17 protein-coding genes are annotated in these 20,211 nt (G+C 40.1%); 14 read left to right on the forward strand and 3 right to left on the reverse strand.

Translation table 11 applies throughout. The annotated features are described in order from the left end of the window. The first annotated feature begins 39 nt into the window (after positions 1-39). The 10 genes from ALE3EI_RS03850 to ALE3EI_RS03895 all read left to right on the forward strand — a co-directional run bounded on the left by ALE3EI_RS03850 (position 40) and on the right by ALE3EI_RS03895 (position 6,913). Positions 40-474: a hypothetical protein gene (locus tag ALE3EI_RS03850; RefSeq protein ID WP_186991016.1), complete on the forward strand. Its 435-nt coding sequence runs from the start codon at positions 40-42 to the stop codon at positions 472-474. 2 nt (positions 475-476) lie between these two features. Continuing rightward, positions 477-1,226: a Fe-S cluster assembly ATPase SufC gene (gene sufC, locus ALE3EI_RS03855; RefSeq protein ID WP_186991018.1), complete on the forward strand. Its 750-nt coding sequence runs from the start codon at positions 477-479 to the stop codon at positions 1,224-1,226. A 26-nt stretch (positions 1,227-1,252) separates the two neighbouring features. Continuing rightward, positions 1,253-2,566: a Fe-S cluster assembly protein SufD gene (gene sufD / locus ALE3EI_RS03860; protein WP_186991020.1), complete on the forward strand. Its 1,314-nt coding sequence runs from the start codon at positions 1,253-1,255 to the stop codon at positions 2,564-2,566. Between the two features lie 29 nt (positions 2,567-2,595). Beyond that, the gene (locus tag ALE3EI_RS03865) at positions 2,596-3,813 is read left to right on the forward strand and encodes an aminotransferase class V-fold PLP-dependent enzyme (RefSeq protein ID WP_186991022.1); all 1,218 of its coding nucleotides are present in this window, start codon (positions 2,596-2,598) and stop codon (positions 3,811-3,813) included. Between the two features lie 11 nt (positions 3,814-3,824). After that, positions 3,825-4,265 (forward strand): META domain-containing protein, encoded by a 441-nt coding sequence (locus ALE3EI_RS03870; protein WP_186991024.1) that lies wholly within the window; start codon positions 3,825-3,827, stop codon positions 4,263-4,265. A gap of 4 nt (positions 4,266-4,269) precedes the next feature. Next, positions 4,270-4,695, forward strand: coding sequence for a SufE family protein (locus ALE3EI_RS03875; protein WP_186991026.1), 426 nt, complete (start codon positions 4,270-4,272; stop codon positions 4,693-4,695). A 4-nt stretch (positions 4,696-4,699) separates the two neighbouring features. Further along, positions 4,700-5,029, forward strand: coding sequence for an SUF system Fe-S cluster assembly protein (locus tag ALE3EI_RS03880; RefSeq protein ID WP_186991028.1), 330 nt, complete (start codon positions 4,700-4,702; stop codon positions 5,027-5,029). 9 nt (positions 5,030-5,038) lie between these two features. Next, positions 5,039-5,425 (forward strand): hypothetical protein, encoded by a 387-nt coding sequence (locus ALE3EI_RS03885; RefSeq protein ID WP_186991030.1) that lies wholly within the window; start codon positions 5,039-5,041, stop codon positions 5,423-5,425. Position 5,426: 1 nt separating this feature from the next. Further along, on the forward strand, positions 5,427-5,933 hold the full coding sequence (locus ALE3EI_RS03890) for a DUF2480 family protein (protein WP_186991032.1): 507 nt from the start codon (positions 5,427-5,429) through the stop codon (positions 5,931-5,933). A gap of 83 nt (positions 5,934-6,016) precedes the next feature. Further along, the gene (locus ALE3EI_RS03895) at positions 6,017-6,913 is read left to right on the forward strand and encodes a DUF3078 domain-containing protein (protein WP_186991034.1); all 897 of its coding nucleotides are present in this window, start codon (positions 6,017-6,019) and stop codon (positions 6,911-6,913) included. A gap of 68 nt (positions 6,914-6,981) precedes the next feature. On the opposite strand, the gene hflX is transcribed toward ALE3EI_RS03895, so the two are convergent. Next, positions 6,982-8,196 carry a GTPase HflX gene (hflX, locus tag ALE3EI_RS03900; protein ID WP_186991036.1) on the reverse strand — a complete coding sequence of 405 codons (1,215 nt, stop codon included), beginning with the start codon at positions 8,194-8,196 and terminating at the stop codon, positions 6,982-6,984. Between the two features lie 614 nt (positions 8,197-8,810). Between hflX and ALE3EI_RS03905 the strand changes: the two genes are divergently transcribed. From ALE3EI_RS03905 to ALE3EI_RS13790, 4 genes are read left to right on the forward strand one after another with little or no spacing between them, the layout of a single operon-like run. Continuing rightward, a complete protein-coding gene (locus ALE3EI_RS03905) occupies positions 8,811-10,802 on the forward strand; it encodes a gliding motility-associated C-terminal domain-containing protein (RefSeq protein ID WP_186991039.1) in 1,992 nt (663 codons plus the stop codon). 12 nt (positions 10,803-10,814) lie between these two features. Beyond that, positions 10,815-12,929, forward strand: a complete 2,115-nt coding sequence (locus ALE3EI_RS03910) for a choice-of-anchor L domain-containing protein (RefSeq protein ID WP_186991040.1) — start codon at positions 10,815-10,817, stop codon at positions 12,927-12,929. Between the two features lie 27 nt (positions 12,930-12,956). After that, positions 12,957-13,871 (forward strand): PorP/SprF family type IX secretion system membrane protein, encoded by a 915-nt coding sequence (locus ALE3EI_RS03915; RefSeq protein WP_186991041.1) that lies wholly within the window; start codon positions 12,957-12,959, stop codon positions 13,869-13,871. Positions 13,872-13,895: 24 nt separating this feature from the next. Then, positions 13,896-15,791 (forward strand): OmpA family protein, encoded by a 1,896-nt coding sequence (locus tag ALE3EI_RS13790; RefSeq protein ID WP_186991042.1) that lies wholly within the window; start codon positions 13,896-13,898, stop codon positions 15,789-15,791. A 66-nt stretch (positions 15,792-15,857) separates the two neighbouring features. On the opposite strand, the gene ALE3EI_RS03925 is transcribed toward ALE3EI_RS13790, so the two are convergent. Then, the gene (locus tag ALE3EI_RS03925) at positions 15,858-17,285 is read right to left on the reverse strand and encodes a DUF5689 domain-containing protein (protein ID WP_186991043.1); all 1,428 of its coding nucleotides are present in this window, start codon (positions 17,283-17,285) and stop codon (positions 15,858-15,860) included. Positions 17,286-17,307: 22 nt separating this feature from the next. After that, on the reverse strand, positions 17,308-20,106 hold the full coding sequence (locus ALE3EI_RS03930) for a carboxypeptidase-like regulatory domain-containing protein (RefSeq protein WP_186991044.1): 2,799 nt from the start codon (positions 20,104-20,106) through the stop codon (positions 17,308-17,310). Positions 20,107-20,211: the final 105 nt, after the last annotated feature.

A 20,211-nucleotide genomic window follows, 5' to 3' on the forward strand; every position in this document is an offset into this window, starting at 1 on the left:
ACAATTTGGAATAATATTATCGCAAAACTTTTAAATACTATGAGAAAAATTGTTTACGTATTCGTTCTTTTCGCAGTAATGATTTCCTGTAAGAATCAGGAAGAAAATAATACCGAAACAGAAGATCAAGCCGAAGAAACCCTAAAGGACGGTGAAACGAATATCATCGCGGGAAAACCATTGATCAATGGTGAATTTATTCGCACTGAAGACGGAGCGGTCTTAAAGGGTGAATCATTTATTTACGGTGTACACATGGACGATATTGGACGTGAACTCGCAAAGCGGGTTGAACCCATAAAAAAAGATGAATTTGATATGGTTCCGGTAACGGTACAGGGAAAGATCGCTAAAAACCCTGTCGTTACAACAGGAGGAGAAGGTTGGCCCGAAATAATTATTATTGAGAACATTGTAAAAGTATCGGATACACCTTCCAAGGAAGATATAAGAATAGAAGACAAGAAAAACTAAACATGTTAAAAATTAACGACTTACACGCAAGTGTAGAAGACAAAGATATTTTAAAGGGCATCACTCTTTCAGTGAATGCCGGTGAGGTACATGCGATCATGGGTCCTAATGGATCGGGTAAAAGTACCCTTGCGTCTGTGATCGCGGGTAAGGACGAGTTTGAAATTACCCGGGGTGAAATGTCCCTGAATGGTGAAGACATTTCCGAACTCGACCCGGAAGAGCGTGCGCATAAGGGTGTGTTTCTTTCTTTTCAATATCCCGTTGAGATTCCGGGAGTTTCAGTCACCAATTTTATAAAAACGGCGATCAACGAAACAAGAAAAGCCAAAGGACTTGAAGATATGCCGGCTTCAGAAATGCTAAAAAAAATTAAGGAAAAAGCAGATATGCTGGAGATCGATCGCAAATTTTTGTCGCGATCTCTTAATGAAGGATTTTCAGGAGGTGAGAAAAAACGAAATGAGATCTTTCAGCTCGCCATGATGGAACCGAAACTGGCAATATTAGACGAGACAGACTCAGGTCTGGATATCGACGCTTTAAAAGTGGTCGCCAGCGGTGTAAATAAACTAAGAAGCAAAGATAATGCTGTGATCGTGATTACACACTATCAGCGCTTGTTGGATTATATTGTGCCGGATTTTGTTCATGTATTGATGGACGGAAGAATCGTAAAATCGGGTAGTAAAGAACTGGCGTACGAGCTGGAAGAAAAAGGATACGACTGGATAAAAGAAGAATTGGTATAATACCCAATGACAGAATTGACATTACAATGAGCCTAAAAGATAAATTACTTTCTTCATATATTGCCTTCGAGGATCACCTCGAAGACGACTCCCCTATTCACGATCTTAGAAATGAAGCAATCAAGGTTTTTGAAGCCAATGGATTCCCTTCAAAGAAAGATGAAGCATGGAAATACACTTCGCTAAACTCTCTTCTGAAAAACGATTACAGTATTTTCCCGGGCAAGGAAGGAAATATCGAATTTAAGGATGTAAAAAAGTACTTTCTACACGATGTAGATACGTATAAGGTGGTTTTTGTAGACGGAGTGTACAGTTCTTTTCTTTCAGAAACCACACATGATAAAATTGATGTGTGTTTAATGTCTTCTGCATTGAACAAGCCAAAATACAAGCCGGTAATTGAAGCCTATTTTAATAAGGTTGCTAAAAATGAAAGCCTTACATCATTAAATACTGCTTTTGTAAAGGAAGGTGCTTATATCCACATTCCGAAGCATAAGGAAGTTGAAAAACCTATTGAGATCATTAATTTCTCCACAGGAAATGAAGCGGCTATTATGCTTCAACCCCGCAACCTGATTGTTGTGGGAGAAAATGCGCATGTGCAGATCATTGAACGTCATCAGAGCTTATCGAAGAACGCAGTATTAACAAATTCGGTGACCGAGATCTTTGCAGAAAAGCGGGCGTATATAGATTATTATAAGATTCAGAATGACAGTCCGTCGGCATCCCTAATCGACAACACCTACATTGCTCAGGAAGAAAGCAGTAATTGTAGGGTACACACATTTTCTTTCGGCGGACATATAACCCGTAACAATCTCAATTTCTATCAAAACGGTGAACACTGCGATTCAACCTTAAAAGGAATAACCATATTGGAGGAAAAGCAGCATGTAGATCACAATACTCTGGTTAATCATATTGCTCCCAATTGTGAGAGCCATCAGGATTATAAAGGTATTTTCGATGAAAATTCTACCGGAGTCTTTAATGGAAAAGTGATCGTGGAGAAAGAAGCGCAAAAGACAGATGCCTTTCAGCAAAACAACAATATTCTCATTAGCGATAAGGCTACCATCAATGCCAAACCTCAGTTAGAGATCTTTGCCGATGACGTAAAATGTTCGCATGGTTGCACTATAGGTCAACTGGATGAAGAAGCTATGTTTTATCTTCGTTCCCGTGGTATTGGTGTAAAGGAGGCGCGGGCCTTACTCATGTATGCTTTCGCAAATACTGTTCTAGAAAGTGTAAAGATCCCTGAATTAAAAGGACGCATCAATAAGTTGATCGCAAACAAAATTGGTGTGAGTTTAGGTTTCGATATGTAGTCGATCCAAATACCACCAAAACCTCACTTATGGCCTTTAATATAAACGAAATACGAAAAGATTTTCCAATTCTTCGGCGTAAGATCAACGGGCATCCATTGATCTATTTCGATAATGCGGCTACCACACAAAAGCCTCAACAGGTCATCGACAGCATTGTGGAATATTATCAAAATTACAATGCTAATATTCACAGAGGAGTGCATTCGCTGTCTCAGGAGGCAACAGATGCTTACGAGATCGCGAGAAAAAAGATTCAGAAGCACTTTAATATTGAAAAGGACTATGAGGTAATTTTTACTTCAGGGACGACCCACGGAATAAACCTTGTGGCAAACGGATTTACTTCGCTGCTGAACAAGGGAGACGAAATTATCGTTTCAGCCATGGAACATCATTCAAATATCGTCCCATGGCAAATGCTTGCTGAAAAAACGGGAGCCGAACTTAAAGTTATTCCCATGAGTGAAGAAGGAACCCTGGTTCTTTCAGAATATAAAAAACTACTTTCAAAGCGCACGAAACTCGTATTTGTAAATCATATTTCCAACGCTTTAGGAACCATAAATCCTATTCGTGAGATCACGCAACTGGCTCATGACGCGGGTGCAGCCGTTTTAATTGACGGTGCACAGGCTTGTTCACATATTAAACCGGATCTACAAGAACTAAATGTTGATTTTTACGTGACTTCGGCCCATAAAATGTGTGGCCCAACCGGTGTGGGTATCCTCTACGGTAAAGAAAAATGGTTAAATAAGCTTCCCCCCTATCAGGGAGGAGGTGAGATGATAAAGGAAGTAACTTTTGCCAATACGACCTACGCAGATCTTCCTCATAAATTTGAAGCGGGAACCCCTAATATTTGTGGTGGAATTGCTTATGGTACGGCTATAGATTACCTGAACACTATAGGGTTTGATGAAATAGCAACATACGAAGCAGGATTGCTGGACTATGCTACGGTAGAACTTCTGAAAATAGAAGGATTGCGTATTTACGGTACCGGTCCCCATAAAACATCGGTGGTATCGTTCAATATTGAAGGAATACATCCTTACGATATAGGTACAATAGTCGATAAAATGGGAATAGCTGTTAGAACCGGTCACCATTGCGCTCAGCCCATAATGGAGTTTTATAGAATTCCGGGAACTGTTAGAGCCTCGTTAACGTTCTATAATACCAGAGAAGAAATAGATATATTTATACAGGCATTGCGAAAAGCAAAGGCCATGTTAACTTAAAAATAAAAACTATGAAAGCACTTACAGTACTAATCGCAATGGTATTTACAATCTCACTGAGTAGTTGTGACGAAACAAAAAAGGTTATAGATGCTGCAGGAAATGTTCAAATCTCGGGAAACTATGCTGTAGCTAAAGTGAACGGAAAAACAATAAGCAGTAATAAACCTACCATCTCCTTTACCGCATTGGATAAAGCTGTGAATGGCAATACGGGTTGTAACAGTTTCTTCGGAAAGTACACCTTAGACCTTTATGCATTGAGTTTCTCAGAGATCGCTTCTACAGAAATGGCTTGCGACGCGCATATTATGAAAACCGAAAATGAATTTTTGCAGGCTTTAAGAAATACCGGATCGTATGCACTGGAAAACGATGTACTTGTACTGTATTCCAAGAATGACCGTAGTATCTTACTGGAAGCAAACCGCATAAAGCCTGAAAATAATTAAGCTTATGAGTATTGAATCCATACAGAATGACCTTGTTGATGAATTTGAGATGTTTGACGACTGGATGGAACGCTACGAATACCTTATTGAACTTGGGAAGCATTTACCCTTAATCGCTGAAGAAAATAAGACAGAAGATAAGTTGATCAAGGGGTGTCAATCCAAGGTTTGGTTACATTCAGAATTAAAGGATGGGAAGGTGGTCTTTACAGCCGATAGTGATGCCATTATTACAAAGGGTATAGTGGCAATAATGGTGCGAGTTTTTTCCAATCAGACTCCGGAAGCCATACTTGACGCCAACACAGATTTTATCGATAAGATTGGTTTGAAAGAACATTTGTCACCGACGCGTGCGAACGGACTCGTCGCGATGATCAAACAACTGAAATTATATGCTGTCGCCTATCAGGCACAGCTAAAAAATTAAAAAAATGACTGCTGAAGCACAAATAGATACTGCCGAACTAGGTGAAAAAATAGTTAAAGTACTAAAGACTATTTACGATCCCGAAATACCTGTAGACATTTATGAATTAGGTCTTATTTATGATGTTTTTGTAAACGAAGACCGGGAAGTTAAGATCCTGATGACTCTAACTACTCCAAATTGTCCCGTTGCGGAAACCTTACCGGTAGAAGTTGAAGACAAGGTAAAGTCTATAAAAATGGTCAAAGATGCTGAAGTAGAAATTACTTTCGATCCACCATGGAGTCAGGACTTAATGAGTGAAGAGGCCAAATTAGAACTGGGGATGTTATAGAAATATAGTATGAAGATCTTAGCTTTACTTTTATGTTTATTAGTAGGTAGCACAACCTCTGTTTCGACCGCAGATTGCGATAGTATAAAAGAAGGGAAGTTTATACTCAATGACGAATTTGGCGGCTATACCAAGATCGTACGCACTGCTACATCCCAACGGGAATATTTTTCTCACACCAACACCGAATATGAATATTCTATACTGTGGGAAGATCCGTGTACTTACAAATTATTCGATGATAAAGTGTTGAGTGGTGAAAGTTTGTATCCTCGCAATCCAAATGACACCCTTTCGGTGGCCATTTACAATATTACCGACACTTATTACGAGGCCAAGGTAAGCTCAAATTTTGCAGAGCAGGTTTTGGACGTTAAAATTGAAATAGAACAGTAACATGGAGGGTGAGATAGTAAATAGAGTTGCAAACAGTGTTTTAGTTACAATAGACCTTGAGGAATTGTATCCTGAAGGAGAACGTTGTGTGATCGATATTTCGCAATGGCTCCTAGAAGGACTTATCTTAAAGGAAAAAGACTATCGCGCCTCCGTAAAGGAGCATGACTGGTCACAGTATCGCGGACAGTTTGTTACGCTGCGCTGCAGCACAGATGCTATTGTACCGGCTTGGGCGTATATGCTTATAAGCGTTCAGTTGGCACCATATGCTGAAAAAGTTGTCATTGGGTCACTTGAAGATCTTGAAACTATACTTTTTTCAGAAATCATAGATGCTGTGGATCTTTCAGCATACAAAGACAAGCCTGTCATTATAAAAGGCTGCTCTAACAAACCCGTGCCTCCAAATGCTTATGTACTACTGACTCAGAAATTGCAACCCATTGCAAAAAGTATCATGTACGGAGAGGCCTGTTCTTCTGTTCCTCTGTATAAACGAAAATAAATTTTCTTCATCTTTTTCTATTTAAAAAGTCTCTTCTGAAAAGAAAAGAACCATATTTTTGCAATAACTTAAACTTCAGAACAATGAGAAAAAACTATTTTATTTTATTGCTATTGGTTGCGCCATTATCCATCTTTGCTCAGGATGAAGCCGAAAAAGAAGAAACTCCGGACGGATGGCATAAAGCCGGAAACATCTCGCTTTTATTTAACCAGGCTGCTTTCAACGCAGAATGGACAGGAGGTGGAACCTCCAACTACGCAGCAAATCTTACCCTCAACTATGATTTTAACTACAAGCAGGGTAAATTACTTTGGGACAACCGTATAATGGCAGATTACGGCATTACCAAAACCAAAGACCAGGAATTTACCAGAAAGACTAATGACCGTTTGGAATTCAATTCCCTATTGGGACGACAGATAAATGAAAGCAATTGGTATTATTCCTTATTTCTGAATTTTAAAACTCAGTTTACTTCGGGTTACGAATATTTCGAAGATACAATGGGCAATGAAGCTCGTTTGGAAACCACTAAATTCATGTCTCCGGGCTATCTTCAGTTTGGACCCGGTATGCTCTGGAAGAAGAACGAAAATCTGAAGGTTAATATAGCTCCCGCAACCGCGAGACTTATTTTTGTAGATGATGTATTTACAACAACTGTAGGATATATGGATGGAGACTACTTTGGGGTAGATGCCGGAGAAAGTACACGATTCGAATTTGGAGCTGCAATCTCAGGGTATGCGAAGTTTAATGCTATGGAAAATATAAGTATTGAAAACGTACTTAACCTGTATTCAAACTATCTTGAAGATCCTCAAAATATCGATATAGACTACACACTCAATGTCGTCATGACGGTTAATAAATGGATCTCTGCAAATGCTACATTTCAGGCAATCTATGACGACAATGCCGTGCAAGGCTTTCAGATAAGAGAGGCTCTTGGAATTGGAGTCACCTATGCATTTTAAATAGAATTAAGCAATTGTCATAAAAAAGCCGCCTTGTTAGGGCGGCTTTTTAAGTATATATTGTATTGTCATTCCTCATAGTGATACTCTTCGGGATATAAGAAATTATTATAAGGAAACCGGGTAACATGAATCTCCCTAACCTTCTCATACACCATTTTCCGGAATTCCTCCAAATTTTCCTTGTTGAGGGCCGAAATAAAAATAGCGTCGGTATTTTCAGTATTCATCCATGTGCGCTTCCAGTCCTCTAGCGTATAGTGAGCCTTTGTTCTTTCGGTCGTTAGATCATCCTCATCTATGGTTTGATTGGTAAATGCATCAATTTTATTAAAAACCATCACCGTTGGTTTGTCGGCACTGTCTATTTCGTCCAGAATTTTATTTACAGACGCAATATGATCTTCAAAAGAGTCGTGAGAAATATCCACAACATGCAACAGTAGATCGGCTTCACGAACCTCATCCAAAGTACTTTTAAAGGATTCTACCAATTGTGTTGGGAGCTTCCTGATAAAACCAACGGTATCGGTGAGTAAAAATGGCAGGTTGCCTATTACCACTTTTCTAACCGTAGTATCCAGAGTTGCGAAGAGCTTATTCTCTGCAAAGACTTCACTTTTACTTATCACATTCATAAGCGTAGATTTTCCCACATTGGTATACCCCACAAGTGCAACTCTAACAAGTGCACCACGGTTACCCCGCTGTACAGCCATTTGTTTGTCGATGGTTGCTATCTTCTTTTTAAGAAGTGATATCCTATCACGCACAATCCGCCTGTCGGTTTCGATCTCTGTTTCCCCGGGTCCGCGCATTCCAATTCCCCCACGTTGCCTTTCAAGGTGAGTCCACATTCCTGCTAATCTCGGTAACAAGTATTCGTATTGGGCAAGTTCTACCTGGGTTCTTGCATAGCTCGTCTGAGCTCTTTGTGCAAAAATGTCTAGAATTAAATTTGTTCGGTCAATGATCTTACATCTCAGTATCTTCTCAATATTCTTTTGTTGCGCCGGAGAAAGTTCGTCATCGAAAATTGCGGTACCAATGTCATTTTCCTCTACATACTCACGGACTTCCTCCATTTTTCCCGTTCCAATAAAGGTCTTAGGGTTTGGCATTTGCATTTTCTGAACAAACCGTTTATACACTTCCCCACCGGCAGTATATGCGAGGAACTCGAGCTCATCGAGATACTCCTTAGATTTTTCCTCGTCCTGAAGCTGAGTAATGAGACCGATTAAAATTACCTTTTCGTATTCTATGGTTGATTCTTCTAGCATAAATAAAGTTATTCTGTAAATGTACAAAACACTATGCAAGCCTTTTTTGTAATTTACAAGCATTTAACATTAGTAAGTTTCTTTTGGACTCCCATATAACATTACTTTCTTGATTTAGGGAACTCTGTTCGGCATCCACAATTACCCTATGACCCCTAATGAGGATTGTAGAGATTTCGGAAAAAATTGGTTAAGGAAAGATCAGACAGGGATCATTATATCATTTTTTTTCATCCATGTTCTTAATTAAAACACTGCATTTATAAATTCATAATGGAGAAAAAATACAATCCTCATGAGCTTCAATTAGTTAAAGGAAATAATTTAGAAATTGTTCTCAGAAGTGACATAGGAACTAAATATTTTAGAGGTTTCAGCGATCATTGTCACGTTTATTCACTTTTCAGCTTTAAAAATTACTCCACTGTTTCACTTCAGACATTATATTCTTTACAATAGAATAATGTTTTATTCACACTTACCTAATATTTTGATCCTTTAACAGGTATTTAATCGGTAATTTCTTACTTTCGTCTAAAATAAAAATGCAAGTCCAAAATACTTACATTTTTCTATATTTTAGTACCAAATAACCAATCTAACACTAGTCATTTATGAATAAATCACTACTCCTGAGATTAGCATCATGTGTTACATTCGTTTTCTTCGTTCATACGGCGAATGCACAACTAGGTTGTAACGTAGTAGATGCCGGACCCGATGTTTCTGTCGACTGTGACAATAATTGCACGACTTTAGAAGCTTCAATTATAGCAATTCCGCTTCAGGAAACATCATCGTACACAATTTCCGCACCTTCATGTCCCCTGCCTCCAATTAGCGGAGGAACTCCCACGAATCTTATAATTGATGATCGTTGGAGTAATCCAATAGCGCTGCCTTTTGATTTTGACTTTTATCTAAACAGTTATAATCAACTCGTAGTTGGTGCAAACGGACAGATATCATTTAACGTAGGTTTAGCGGGCGCGTTCAATGCTTGGAACATCGACCCGGGAGATCTGATCCCAACGTCCGATTCCAGTTTTCCATTAAACACTATTTATGGTGCTTTTCATGATCTGGATCCAAGTGTAACAGCAGATCCCACGCAGTTAAACTATTTTGTGGATGGTGTGGCTCCTTATAGAACTTTTGTAATGAATTTCGATAACGTTCCGCATTTCGGTTCAAGTTGTAACACCACATTTTTTACTTCACAGCAGATTGTACTTTATGAAACATTAAATGTAATTGAAGTAAACTTAATAGATAAACCTGCCTGTAATGCATGGAATGATGGATTGGCAGTTGTTGGTTTAATGGGGAACGATCTAACCGAATTCGCAGTTCCTCCGGGAAGAAATACCGGATTCTGGGAAGCAACCGGAGAAACATGGCGTTTTATTCCGGATGGTAACCCAACTGTAAACTCGAGCTTCGAATGGCGCGACGAGACCGGAACCGTAATCGGCACCGATCTATCTATAGAGGTTTGTCCTAATCAAACCGCTACGTATACCGCTGCACTTATTTATGAAGAATCACCCGGTACATTTAATACCATTACCGATGATGTAATAGTTACTGTTGATGATCAACTTACAGTAAATGTTGGAGGTGATCAGGAATTTTGTGAAGAAAGTTCGTATACCATGACTGCCGATATTGGAAATATCGATCCTTCGCAGGCGACTTTCCTTTGGAATACAGGAGAAACGACTCAAAGTATTACCGTTAATCAAACTGGTGTTTACGAGGTAGAGGTTAATTTTTTCCAGTGTACGGGAACCGATTCTGCCACTATTACCTTTAATGAAAATCCGGATATCGATTTGGGAAGTGACTTCGAAACTTGTTTTGATGAGCAGGTGGTGCTTGACGCAAGTCCCTCTAATTACGATCCTAGTTTGGCAACCTATGAGTGGAGCCTTAACGGAACTGTAATTGCCGGTGAGACGAGTCAGACCTTAGTAGTTACAGAGGCCGGGACTTACAGTGTAGTAGTTACCGTAGATAATTGTACAAGTGAAGATTCTATTACCATATCTCCCCGTGACGATCTCGCTGTTTCTTTAGGAGATGATCTGCAAACCTGTCCGGATGAGGTTCAGGTGCTTACGGCCACAACCGATGAAACCAATGTGACTTATGAATGGTTCTTAAACGGCGATCTCATTGCCGGAGAAACCACAAGCAGTATAGAAATTTCAGTTCCATCAAATACGGTTGGAAGTCAGACCTATAGTGTTGTGATCACAAAAGGAGAATGTACCGGGACAGATGATATAGATGTTACCCTATTCTCTGGTGCAGGATGTATTATTTCTGAAGGTATTTCACCAAATAATGACGGATTTAATGACTGTTTGGATCTTGAGTTCCTAGCAAACCGAAGCGGTTCATTTTCAATTGAAGTCTTTAACAGACACGGCCGCTCTATATTTCAGCAAAGTAACTATTCTAACGAATGGTGCGGGCAAGCCGATAACGATGAATTATTGCCCTCGGGAACTTATTATTACGTATTAAAATTTGAAACCCCTGATGTAGAATACGGATCAGTAAAAACTGGGTGGATCTATCTTAACCGGGACTCCAATTAATAATTTTAATACATGAAACTTAGACTTTTTATTTTAATTGGAATAATTTGTTCATTCTCAACCCTCGCACAATCCATTGTAGTTAACGATCCGGGTGACCCCCAGTCTAGCTTAACTGCCGAAGAACTTATTCAGGAGGTATTGGTAAGCGGAAGCTCATGTGTGGAAATAGAATTAACTAATCTGGCTGAGAATCCGGGTGGTGTGGGAAACATCAACGAGCAGAGCTGGGGCTACTTTAAAAAAGGAAATACCAACTTTCCTTTTGAAGAAGGAATCATCCTGTCTACTGGATTCGCAGTCAATGCCGAAGGACCTAACGACGAAACAGGGTCTTCAGATATTGGCACAAACTGGGTGGGTGATATCGATATAAAAACCCTCCTTGACAATCAATACGGAACAAATGTAGATACCAACAACGCTACCGTTTTTGAATTTACCTTTACTTCTAGTATAGATCAGGTAGATTTCGAATTTATTTTCGCTTCGGAAGAATATGAAGATCAATTTGAATGTAGCGATTTGTTTCGTGACGGATTTGCCTTTTTGGTAAAGGGTCCTGGAATTCCTGATGATTCTGGTGCTCCCTTCGGAGGAACAAATATAGCTGCTGTTCCGGGATCTAACAATGTTCCCGTAAGTACTGCGAGTATACACAGAGATACTTTTTTGTGTGGATTCGAAGTTCCGGGTGTGAATTATTTCCCTGAATTCTATGTGACGAATACAAATCCTAACACCAATGAAATTCAGTTTGACGGACTTACCACCACTTTAACAACAGCTACAGTTACTGTTATTCCAAATGAGGAATACACGATTAAAATGGTAATCGCAGATCGAGGTGACAGCTCTTTCGATTCTGCAGTATTTCTAAAAGCCGGAAGTTTTAATATTGGTAATGTGGATCTTGGAGACGATATTCTGCTGGGCGATCCAAACGCTAAATGCGAAGGAGAGATCATAATCCTTGATGCCGGCAGCAACCCACAAGCTACCTACCAGTGGTTTAAAGATGGTGTTGCTCTTCCTGGCGAAACAAATCAAACTTTGGAAATCTCAGAAACCGGATTGTACCGCGTTGAACTTTCCTTCCCTCAAACACCAAATTGTGTAGTATTTGATGAAAAACTTGTGGAATTCTTTTCCGTACCGGATTTCGATCTGGGGCCGGATCAGTTAATATGCGAAGAGCAGGTCGTAACATTGGACGCCACCGTTCAAAATCCAGGAGAATTAGCAGATGTTTCATATAAATGGTTTAGAGACGGCGTTGAGATTCCAGGAGAAACCAATCCCACTTTAGATGTAACAGAAACCGGGACTTATTCTGCAGAGGTAACTGGAAATAACTGTCCCATTACAGACAGTGTATTTGTTGAACTGGTTTTATTTTCTGTAAATATTGGAGGGAATATAGCCCTTTGTGGTGAAGATAGTTTCGAGATCATCCCCGAAATTGTTGGGGCCGACCCAACGAATGCTACCTATTTATGGAGTACGGGAGAAACGACACCTACTATAGCGGTCACCGAGGATGGTACGTATACTGTAGAAGTTACCATTGATGGTTGTACCGAAGAAGATTCGGTTACTATTAACTTTAGAACTCTTCCCGATATTGAACTGGGAGATACCGTGGTAAAATGTCTTCAGGATACTGAAATCCTTACGGCAACTCCTTCAAATATCGATGCGTCTAATGTGACCTTTAGATGGTTTAAAGATGGCGGAGAGCTTTCAGGAGAAACATCCAGCACACTTGAAGTTACTGAAGAAGGTATTTATACCGTAGAAGTGGAAGACGAAGGATGCTTGGCTTCAGATAGCGTTACCGTAGAATTTTACGATAATGAAAACTGTATCATTACACAAGGGATCTCTCCAAATGGAGACGGATTAAACGATACTTTAGACCTTACTTTTTTGAATGATAAATTCGGAATAGTTAGAATAGAAATCTTTAACCGTCATGGCCGACTCGTATTCGAACAACAACAGTACGTGAATGAATGGGGCGGACAAACCAATGATGGAGACATATTACCTGTGGGAACATACTATTATGTGGTCACCCTGCAAAACGGAGATCCACAACGTGGATGGATATATATAAACAAATAACATAACAACCAATAATCACTAATCATAATGAAAAAACTGTCGCTATTAGTACTCTTAGTAAGTATACTTTGCACTGACCTTGCAACAGCACAACAAGATCCTCAGTATACACAATACATGTATAATATGAATGTGGTAAACCCTGCCTATGCGGGGTCCAAAGAAAGTTTATCCCTAACTGCATTATATCGCAAACAGTGGTCTGGCTTTGAAGGAGCCCCGGAGACATTCACATTTGCCGCACACGCACCTCTATCAGACAAGATAGGGCTAGGATTGTCTGCTATAAAGGATGAATTGGGACCCGTAAGTGAGACCAACGTTTATGCAGATTTCTCTTATACCCTTCAGGTTGGATCTAACACCAAATTAGCCCTTGGTTTAAAAGCAGGAGCAACTTTTCATGATGTTGGGCTGGTAGATCTGGAATTACAGGATCCTAACGACCCGTTCTTCTCTCAAGATATTAATAATACCTATCCAAATATTGGAGCCGGAGCATTTTTGTATGGTGACAACTACTATATCGGACTTTCGGTGCCAAACCTTCTTAACTCTGTTCATCTCGATGAAAACGGACTTAAGTACGGATCTGAGACCAACCACTATTTTGCTACGGCAGGATATGTGTTCCAGGTATCGGAGAACTTTAAATTAAAGCCTTCTGTAATGGTGAAATCGGCGTTCGATGCCCCTGTTTCAGTAGATGGAAATTTAAATGCGTTGTTCTACGACAAATTCGAAATTGGGGCTTCGTATCGTTTGGACGATTCCTTTAGTGGTTTGGTTGGATTTCAGGTAACCGAATTTATTAGAATTGGTTACGCTTACGACAGAGTGATATCCGACATCGAAGCGGTATCCGATTCATCGCACGAAATAATACTTACCTTCGATCTGTTCTTTAAGAAACGTACATTACGTTCACCCAGATACTTCTAAATCTCTAATTTAAGTACATTCAACATGAAAAAAATATATACATTTCTTCTTCTCATCGCGGTAAGTACAGCAATTAGTACCGCTCAAAATAAAGACACTAAAAAAGCCGATCAATTATATGACCGGTTGCAATATACCGACGCAGCCGAGGCATATCAGAAATTACTTAAAAGAGGTAAGGGCAGCCGGTACGTTTTTACACGTTTGGCAAACAGCTATTACTATTTAAATGATACTCAAAAAGCCGAGACGTTTTACAAACGCGTTATCAAGGGCCGTGAAGTCGATCCTGAAGTAGTTTATAACTACGCCCAGTCGCTTAAAGCCAACGGTAAATTTAGTGACTACAACACATATATGAAGCAATTCGCCGAAATGAAACCCGACGACTCAAGAGCGAAGGATTTTATGAAGAATCCGAACTATGTTCCCAAGATCATGGAAGAAGTTCCTCGATATTCGGCAAAGAATATGGAAGAGATCAATAGTGAGTATTCCGATTTTGGCGGATATGTAAACGGAAAGGATTTTTACTTTACCTCTGCCAGAAACACCACACGAAAAAAATACGGATGGAACGAGCAGCCGTATCTCGATATCTACAAGGCCGAAGATGTTGGTGGTACGATAAAAAATGCCAACCTTCTTGATAATAAAGACGTAAATACAAAATATCACGAAAGTACTGTTGCTATCTCTCCCGATGGAAAGAGAATGTACTTTGACCGCAATGATTATTTTGAAGGTGATTTTGATAAAAGTTCTGAAGGGATCAATCAAATTAACCTTTACTATGCTGAATTAATCGATGGAAAATGGAAAGGAATTCAGTCGGTGCCATGGAACAACGACGAATATTCTACTGGTCACCCGGCTCTGAGTCCGAACGGAAACAAATTATATTTTGTTAGCGATATGCCCGGTGGAAAAGGCATGAGTGATATCTATGTGGTGGATGTTAAAACAGATGGAACCTTTGGAACACCTCAGCGTTTAGGTGATAATATTAATACCGAAGGGAAAGAGGTTTTTCCTTATGTAGATAGTAACGGAACGCTTTACTTCTCAAGTGATGGACACCAAGGCATTGGACTTCTGGATGTATTTATGGCCGAAGCAGCAGGAAACGGCTTTTCAAACCCTGAAAATATGGGCTTGGGAGTTAATAGTGCTGAAGATGATTTTGCTTATAGCTATAACCCAGCTACTGAAACCGGATATGTTTCATCAAACAGAGCCGGAGGAAAAGGAAGCGATGACATTTATGTGATCAAGAAATTAGAGGTTCCTTGTGAAGTTGAGATGAATATCGTAGTGATGAATGAATATACAGACACTCCTATTGCCGGTGCCAGAGTAGATATGTACGATGCTTTTGAAAATAAACTCAGTACAAGAACTACAGGTCCGGACGGGAGAGTAACTTTTAGAGCCGAATGTGATAAGGCTCATGAAATCCAGGCAGTGATGCAGGATTTTGAAAGCAATGCCATCACCGTACCTGCTACCAGTGACAAAATGGTGAATGGTATGATAGAACTACGCCCAATTGAAGCCATTATCGTGGACGATAAGGTAGTTTTAAATCCTATCTTCTTCGACCTTGATAAGCACAATATAAAACCACAAGCAGCCTTTGAGTTGGATAAACTTGTTGCGATCATGCAAAAATATCCTAAGATGAAAATTAAGGTTGAAGCCCATACCGACAACAGAGCGAGTGATGCCTACAACTTGGACCTTAGTGAACGCAGAGCTCAATCCACTGTTCAATATGTGATCTCAAAGGGAATAGATGCCAGCAGAATTAGTGGCGAAGGCTTCGGTGAGAGTAAACCGGCCGTAGCTTGCGGAACGAATTGTACAGAAGCACAGCATTCTAAAAACCGACGTTCGGAATTCCTGATCATCGAACGATAGCAAATTTTCAGCTAACTATTTTGCAAACCCTCAACAGATTTATTTGTTGAGGGTTTGTTTTTTTGCCTACTCGGAAAGTATATTAATTTCATCCAATTCATACGTACCGTCAAAGTCTTCATCACCACTGCCTGTATACTTCCAGGCAATATGACCGCTCCCATCCAGGCATGAAAGATCTACGTTTTCTGAAAAGATCCAGTCTCCGAAAAAATCTTCATTCTCTACAATGATCGCACTGGGTAACAAATTCCAGGTAGCCAAAGGAATTGAATCGGGATTCCCATCCCAATCGAACGAAATAAGCACCTCCAGGATACTCCCGTCGGCAAAACTGTTCGAAGTCTTGAAATTCAGTGATTCTCCGTTTTGAGCATCGAAATCTATTTCGGGAGTTACCAACCAGCCTATGCTGCTTTCATCCCCACTATTAAATGAGCCAATTCGTGCCAAAATTCCTAAAGATGCGTTGGTTCCGTCATCAAAATACGCTTCCCATAATTCTGTGCCTGATTCGATATAATTTGTCCAACCGTTGCCAGAAATGGGCTCTCCTTCGATCTGACTTTCAAAATATTCACTGAAAATAATGGAAGAACCTACACTTGCCGCAACACCACAATCAACTTCAATGGGATCACACCGATCGGGATCGTCGAGCCTTACCGAACTTAAGTCGTTTACCACTATATTAAATTCATCCCCAAAAAAGTTATAGGTAAAAATACCATCTATACTCCCTTTGCCTTCAGCAATGAGTACTGATTTAAAATTGGAAAAAGTAGAAGTGCTGAATATTATCGTACTGTTATCCAGACAACTTTCCAGCAGGCGCTCTCCGTCGAATTCGTCTCCAGGTTCTCCGGCATACGTAACTCGATCTTCCCCAAGCGCTATATTTCTATTGAATTGGACATCGTCTAACTGAATATAAGTATTCGTTCTGTCTGGTGTAAGCTCGGGGATCGAAATTGTTGCCGGGATAATTTCTTCAACAATGGTATCTCTAATCATGTGGTCGAACATTCTGGATGCAGAAATAGGTTCAACCGAATTTCCATCTCTAATTCCCAAGGTAAGGGTTCCACTGTCATAACCCACCGACAATTGGTTGAGTTTTACATATACCTTCCTTCCGAATTGAAAACTCTGAAACAGTGGATTTTCATCAAGTAACACTTTTACACCAAACCGACCATTATTCGGAGAATCCTGTATGATCAGTTCTTCAAAAAAATTACCCTGTTCATCACTGGAGATCACATAACCCGTTATATAACCGTCATTGTGGAATGTAAGGATGTTGTTCCCGTTTGTTGCTATTTGTTGTTCTAAAGCCATTCTAAGTGCTTCAATTGTAATGGAAGTTCCATCAATTTCAATGCGCACTGTGTTTCCTTCCGGCACGTCAAATTCGTCATCCTGAACACAACAAATCAAAAGAATGACTGATAAAAGAAGAAGTCCGGGTATATAAAAAATTGATTTTTTCATTAGATCGTTTTTTCTGAATTAATTAAAATCTCACATAGACATTGATATAGTAGGTGGTTCCATTTCCGAAGAAATATCTGTTCCCGAAGAGTGGCCCGTGTTTTCTATTACTTTCCTCCAACTGTTGCCTGTAGCTTGCCCTTCGCGAATCCTCAAACCCGCCTGTTTTATACTCAGTATTCAATATGTTATTGACGCTGGCAAAGAATCCGACATAGTAATTTTTAACCCGCCAGGACTTTCCTCCAACCATATTGACAAGAATATATGGGTCAAACTCTTCTTGTTGGAGTAATTGTCGAGCCGTGTCTTTATCATATTCAGGAAAAGGAAGACCATCTTCATCGGTATAAAAATCTGTGGTTCGTCGAAGATTACTTATATCGGCATACGCATTAGAAAAATAGTTTGTGGTGACACCCACCCACCAGAAATCGGGATCACTGTATTCAAGCCCCAATTGATAGGCTCTTTCCGGTCCTCCGGCAACGTGATAGTACGAAAGAAATACTTCTCGTTTTCCCAGATTAAAAAGATCATTCCCTTCGATTTCTGGCGTTTCCGGATCATCAAAATCATCACTAGCCAAATAAAGTTCCGGATTGGTTGTATAGAGGTATTGACCTACGGCGGCGGCCCCCTTCAGCTTGAATGTGGGTAAGAATTGGGCTTCAAAACCCAATTCTATTCCCGTGTTTTGTTTTTGAATACCCGTTACGATCTCTTGGACAAATGCATTGGATTCACTATTGCCCAATGCATTCTGCGTAAAGAAGAATCCTATATCGGTCTGATCCTGAAAGTTAATATAGTATCCTGTAACTCTCATTTTAAGAAGAGGCAATCGCAAAATATACCCTACATCTGCGCTTTGCACGACTTCTGAAACCAAATTATCTACGACATCGTTGTTTTGTCTTACATTGGCAAAAGCATTTCGCAACGTGGGAGCCTTGGTAAAATAAGCTGCGTTGATATCAAGAATATGTCGGCCGGTGAGCTTGTAGGTTAGTCCTGCTTTAATACCGTAGTTAGAAAAATTGAGTGCTTCACTTAGTCCCAGAGATCGATTTTCTTCAGGAAAATACCCGTTTTGATACTTTCCGTTTCGTTGAAAACTAGTCATGGAGGCCAAGATCGCCATATAGGAATCCCAACGTGAAAACTTGAATTGTGCTTGAGCAAATGCTGAAAAACGACTTGCAGTAAGATCGTAGTTATATTTATATCGCTCTCCTTGCTGCACAATACGGTTGGGCTGTTGCAGATCACTCTGAGACTGAAGAGGATCCTCACCAAAGGCATCAATATCCTTATATCCCTTACCTCCGAGAAGATCATTGAGCTCAGCAAAGTTTTCACTGAGAAGAGATGTATACGAGACCGTTCCGTTTAGTGTTAAATGTTCTGAAACACGACTGTTGAAAATACTGTTTATGGACAACATGGTGTCATCTGTTCGGTCTTCCTGAATGGCGTACACCGATAAGCTGTCTGATGTATTTGAATTGGCTTCATATAACTTATTCCAATCGAGCTGGCCATCATTGATGAATTCCTGTTGAGCGTGATACGCAAGGTAATAATCGTAAGGAGTGGGGTTCTCGAACCGGAGAAAATAACTGGGTAGTCTTTGATAATAGTTGGCTACAGGATTCCGGTTACCCGCGTTATCCAGACGCGTATTTGCAACTTTCCCTGTTTGATAGCTCACATTTGTATTTATAGTGGTACGCCGGGAAACATCCCAATAATGACTTAAGATGAACATAGGTTCAACTACTTCTCTTATCCTACTGCTTCGTATTTCCCCCTCCTGAAAACCCCAATTGGGATTATAACGAATTCCCTTTAACTCCTTTACTTCGTTGGTGATCGCTGTTCCCCGACCTCTTCGGTTTGGAGTATAGAAAGCCGACACATTGATACTGTGAGCAACATCAAGCCTTTTTTCGACCGCCAAAAAAAATGAATTCGAGTCGTATAATGTCCCGTTTATGTAGCCTTCATCAGCAAATCTTCTTGAGACGAGCAATGCATAGGTCCATCCACTGCTGGTCAAGCCAGAGCGATAAGACCCCATTCCTCTGCCGTTATAGGTTCTATTTGCAGTGGCGTAACTTACCCGTCCACCGCGTTTGTATTGTGAAGCTCTCATAACCAAATTGGTCGTTCCGGCTAAGTCACCGAAAGTGTGATCATTGGCTGTAAGGCCCATCGTAAATTCCCTGTTACGTTGCAGATCGTTAAGACCACCCCAATTTGCCCATTGGGGGCGTCCCGTATATAGCTTGTTCATCTCCACGCCATTGATAAGCACCTTTCCGTTAGCGTTGTCCAAACCCCGTGGTCTGAAAAAGGTGGCACTAAAATCATATGCAGCGGCATTCAAAAATGCATCGTTGGAAGCCTGAAGTAGCCCAGAGATCGTATAGGAGCTGTCCTCATCTTGATCTAGCTCACTGTCTGATAGACTAACTATTCCTATTTGAGTTTCAATTTGGGCGAGATCGGGTTTTAAAAGAATGGGATCAATATTGAGGGTTTTGTCCTTTTCAATTGTAATAGGTATCCGCTGTTCAATATAACCCTCCTTGAAGACACGTAGTACTTGTTCGCCCTTCGGAAGGGACTTTTCAGAAAATGAAAACAATCCGTATTCATCAGTAGTTATACTGAAGATACTTCCCTCTATCTCAAGCTTGACTTCAGAAATTGGTTCATTAGAATGTAACCCGATAATTCTGCCTTTTACAATCGATTCCTGTGCAAAAAGCAATTGAAAAAACAATAAAAAAATAAAGCTAAATTGAAATTTCATCCTATAATTCTTAGAGGTAAAAAATTACAGGGGAGTTGAATGAGGGAATCTAAATGTACATATTAATTGACTTCACACCCTAGACTTGTACGCTCAATTCGTGAA

This window comes from Constantimarinum furrinae, assembly GCF_014295415.1.
Classification (GTDB): domain Bacteria; phylum Bacteroidota; class Bacteroidia; order Flavobacteriales; family Flavobacteriaceae; genus Constantimarinum; species Constantimarinum furrinae.

Bases quoted from the DNA above. Each gene is read 5' to 3' on its own strand.
- ALE3EI_RS03850 (WP_186991016.1), top strand. From the start codon at position 40: ATGAGAAAAATTGTTTACGTATTCGTTCTTTTCGCAGTAATGATTTCC.
- sufC (WP_186991018.1), top strand. From the start codon at position 477: ATGTTAAAAATTAACGACTTACACGCAAGTGTAGAAGACAAAGATATT.
- sufD (WP_186991020.1), top strand. From the start codon at position 1,253: ATGAGCCTAAAAGATAAATTACTTTCTTCATATATTGCCTTCGAGGAT.
- ALE3EI_RS03865 (WP_186991022.1), top strand. From the start codon at position 2,596: ATGGCCTTTAATATAAACGAAATACGAAAAGATTTTCCAATTCTTCGG.
- ALE3EI_RS03870 (WP_186991024.1), top strand. From the start codon at position 3,825: ATGAAAGCACTTACAGTACTAATCGCAATGGTATTTACAATCTCACTG.
- ALE3EI_RS03875 (WP_186991026.1), top strand. From the start codon at position 4,270: ATGAGTATTGAATCCATACAGAATGACCTTGTTGATGAATTTGAGATG.
- ALE3EI_RS03880 (WP_186991028.1), top strand. From the start codon at position 4,700: ATGACTGCTGAAGCACAAATAGATACTGCCGAACTAGGTGAAAAAATA.
- ALE3EI_RS03885 (WP_186991030.1), top strand. From the start codon at position 5,039: ATGAAGATCTTAGCTTTACTTTTATGTTTATTAGTAGGTAGCACAACC.
- ALE3EI_RS03890 (WP_186991032.1), top strand. From the start codon at position 5,427: ATGGAGGGTGAGATAGTAAATAGAGTTGCAAACAGTGTTTTAGTTACA.
- ALE3EI_RS03895 (WP_186991034.1), top strand. From the start codon at position 6,017: ATGAGAAAAAACTATTTTATTTTATTGCTATTGGTTGCGCCATTATCC.
- hflX (WP_186991036.1), bottom strand. From the start codon at position 8,196: ATGCTAGAAGAATCAACCATAGAATACGAAAAGGTAATTTTAATCGGT.
- ALE3EI_RS03905 (WP_186991039.1), top strand. From the start codon at position 8,811: ATGAATAAATCACTACTCCTGAGATTAGCATCATGTGTTACATTCGTT.
- ALE3EI_RS03910 (WP_186991040.1), top strand. From the start codon at position 10,815: ATGAAACTTAGACTTTTTATTTTAATTGGAATAATTTGTTCATTCTCA.
- ALE3EI_RS03915 (WP_186991041.1), top strand. From the start codon at position 12,957: ATGAAAAAACTGTCGCTATTAGTACTCTTAGTAAGTATACTTTGCACT.
- ALE3EI_RS13790 (WP_186991042.1), top strand. From the start codon at position 13,896: ATGAAAAAAATATATACATTTCTTCTTCTCATCGCGGTAAGTACAGCA.
- ALE3EI_RS03925 (WP_186991043.1), bottom strand. From the start codon at position 17,285: ATGAAAAAATCAATTTTTTATATACCCGGACTTCTTCTTTTATCAGTC.
- ALE3EI_RS03930 (WP_186991044.1), bottom strand. From the start codon at position 20,106: ATGAAATTTCAATTTAGCTTTATTTTTTTATTGTTTTTTCAATTGCTT.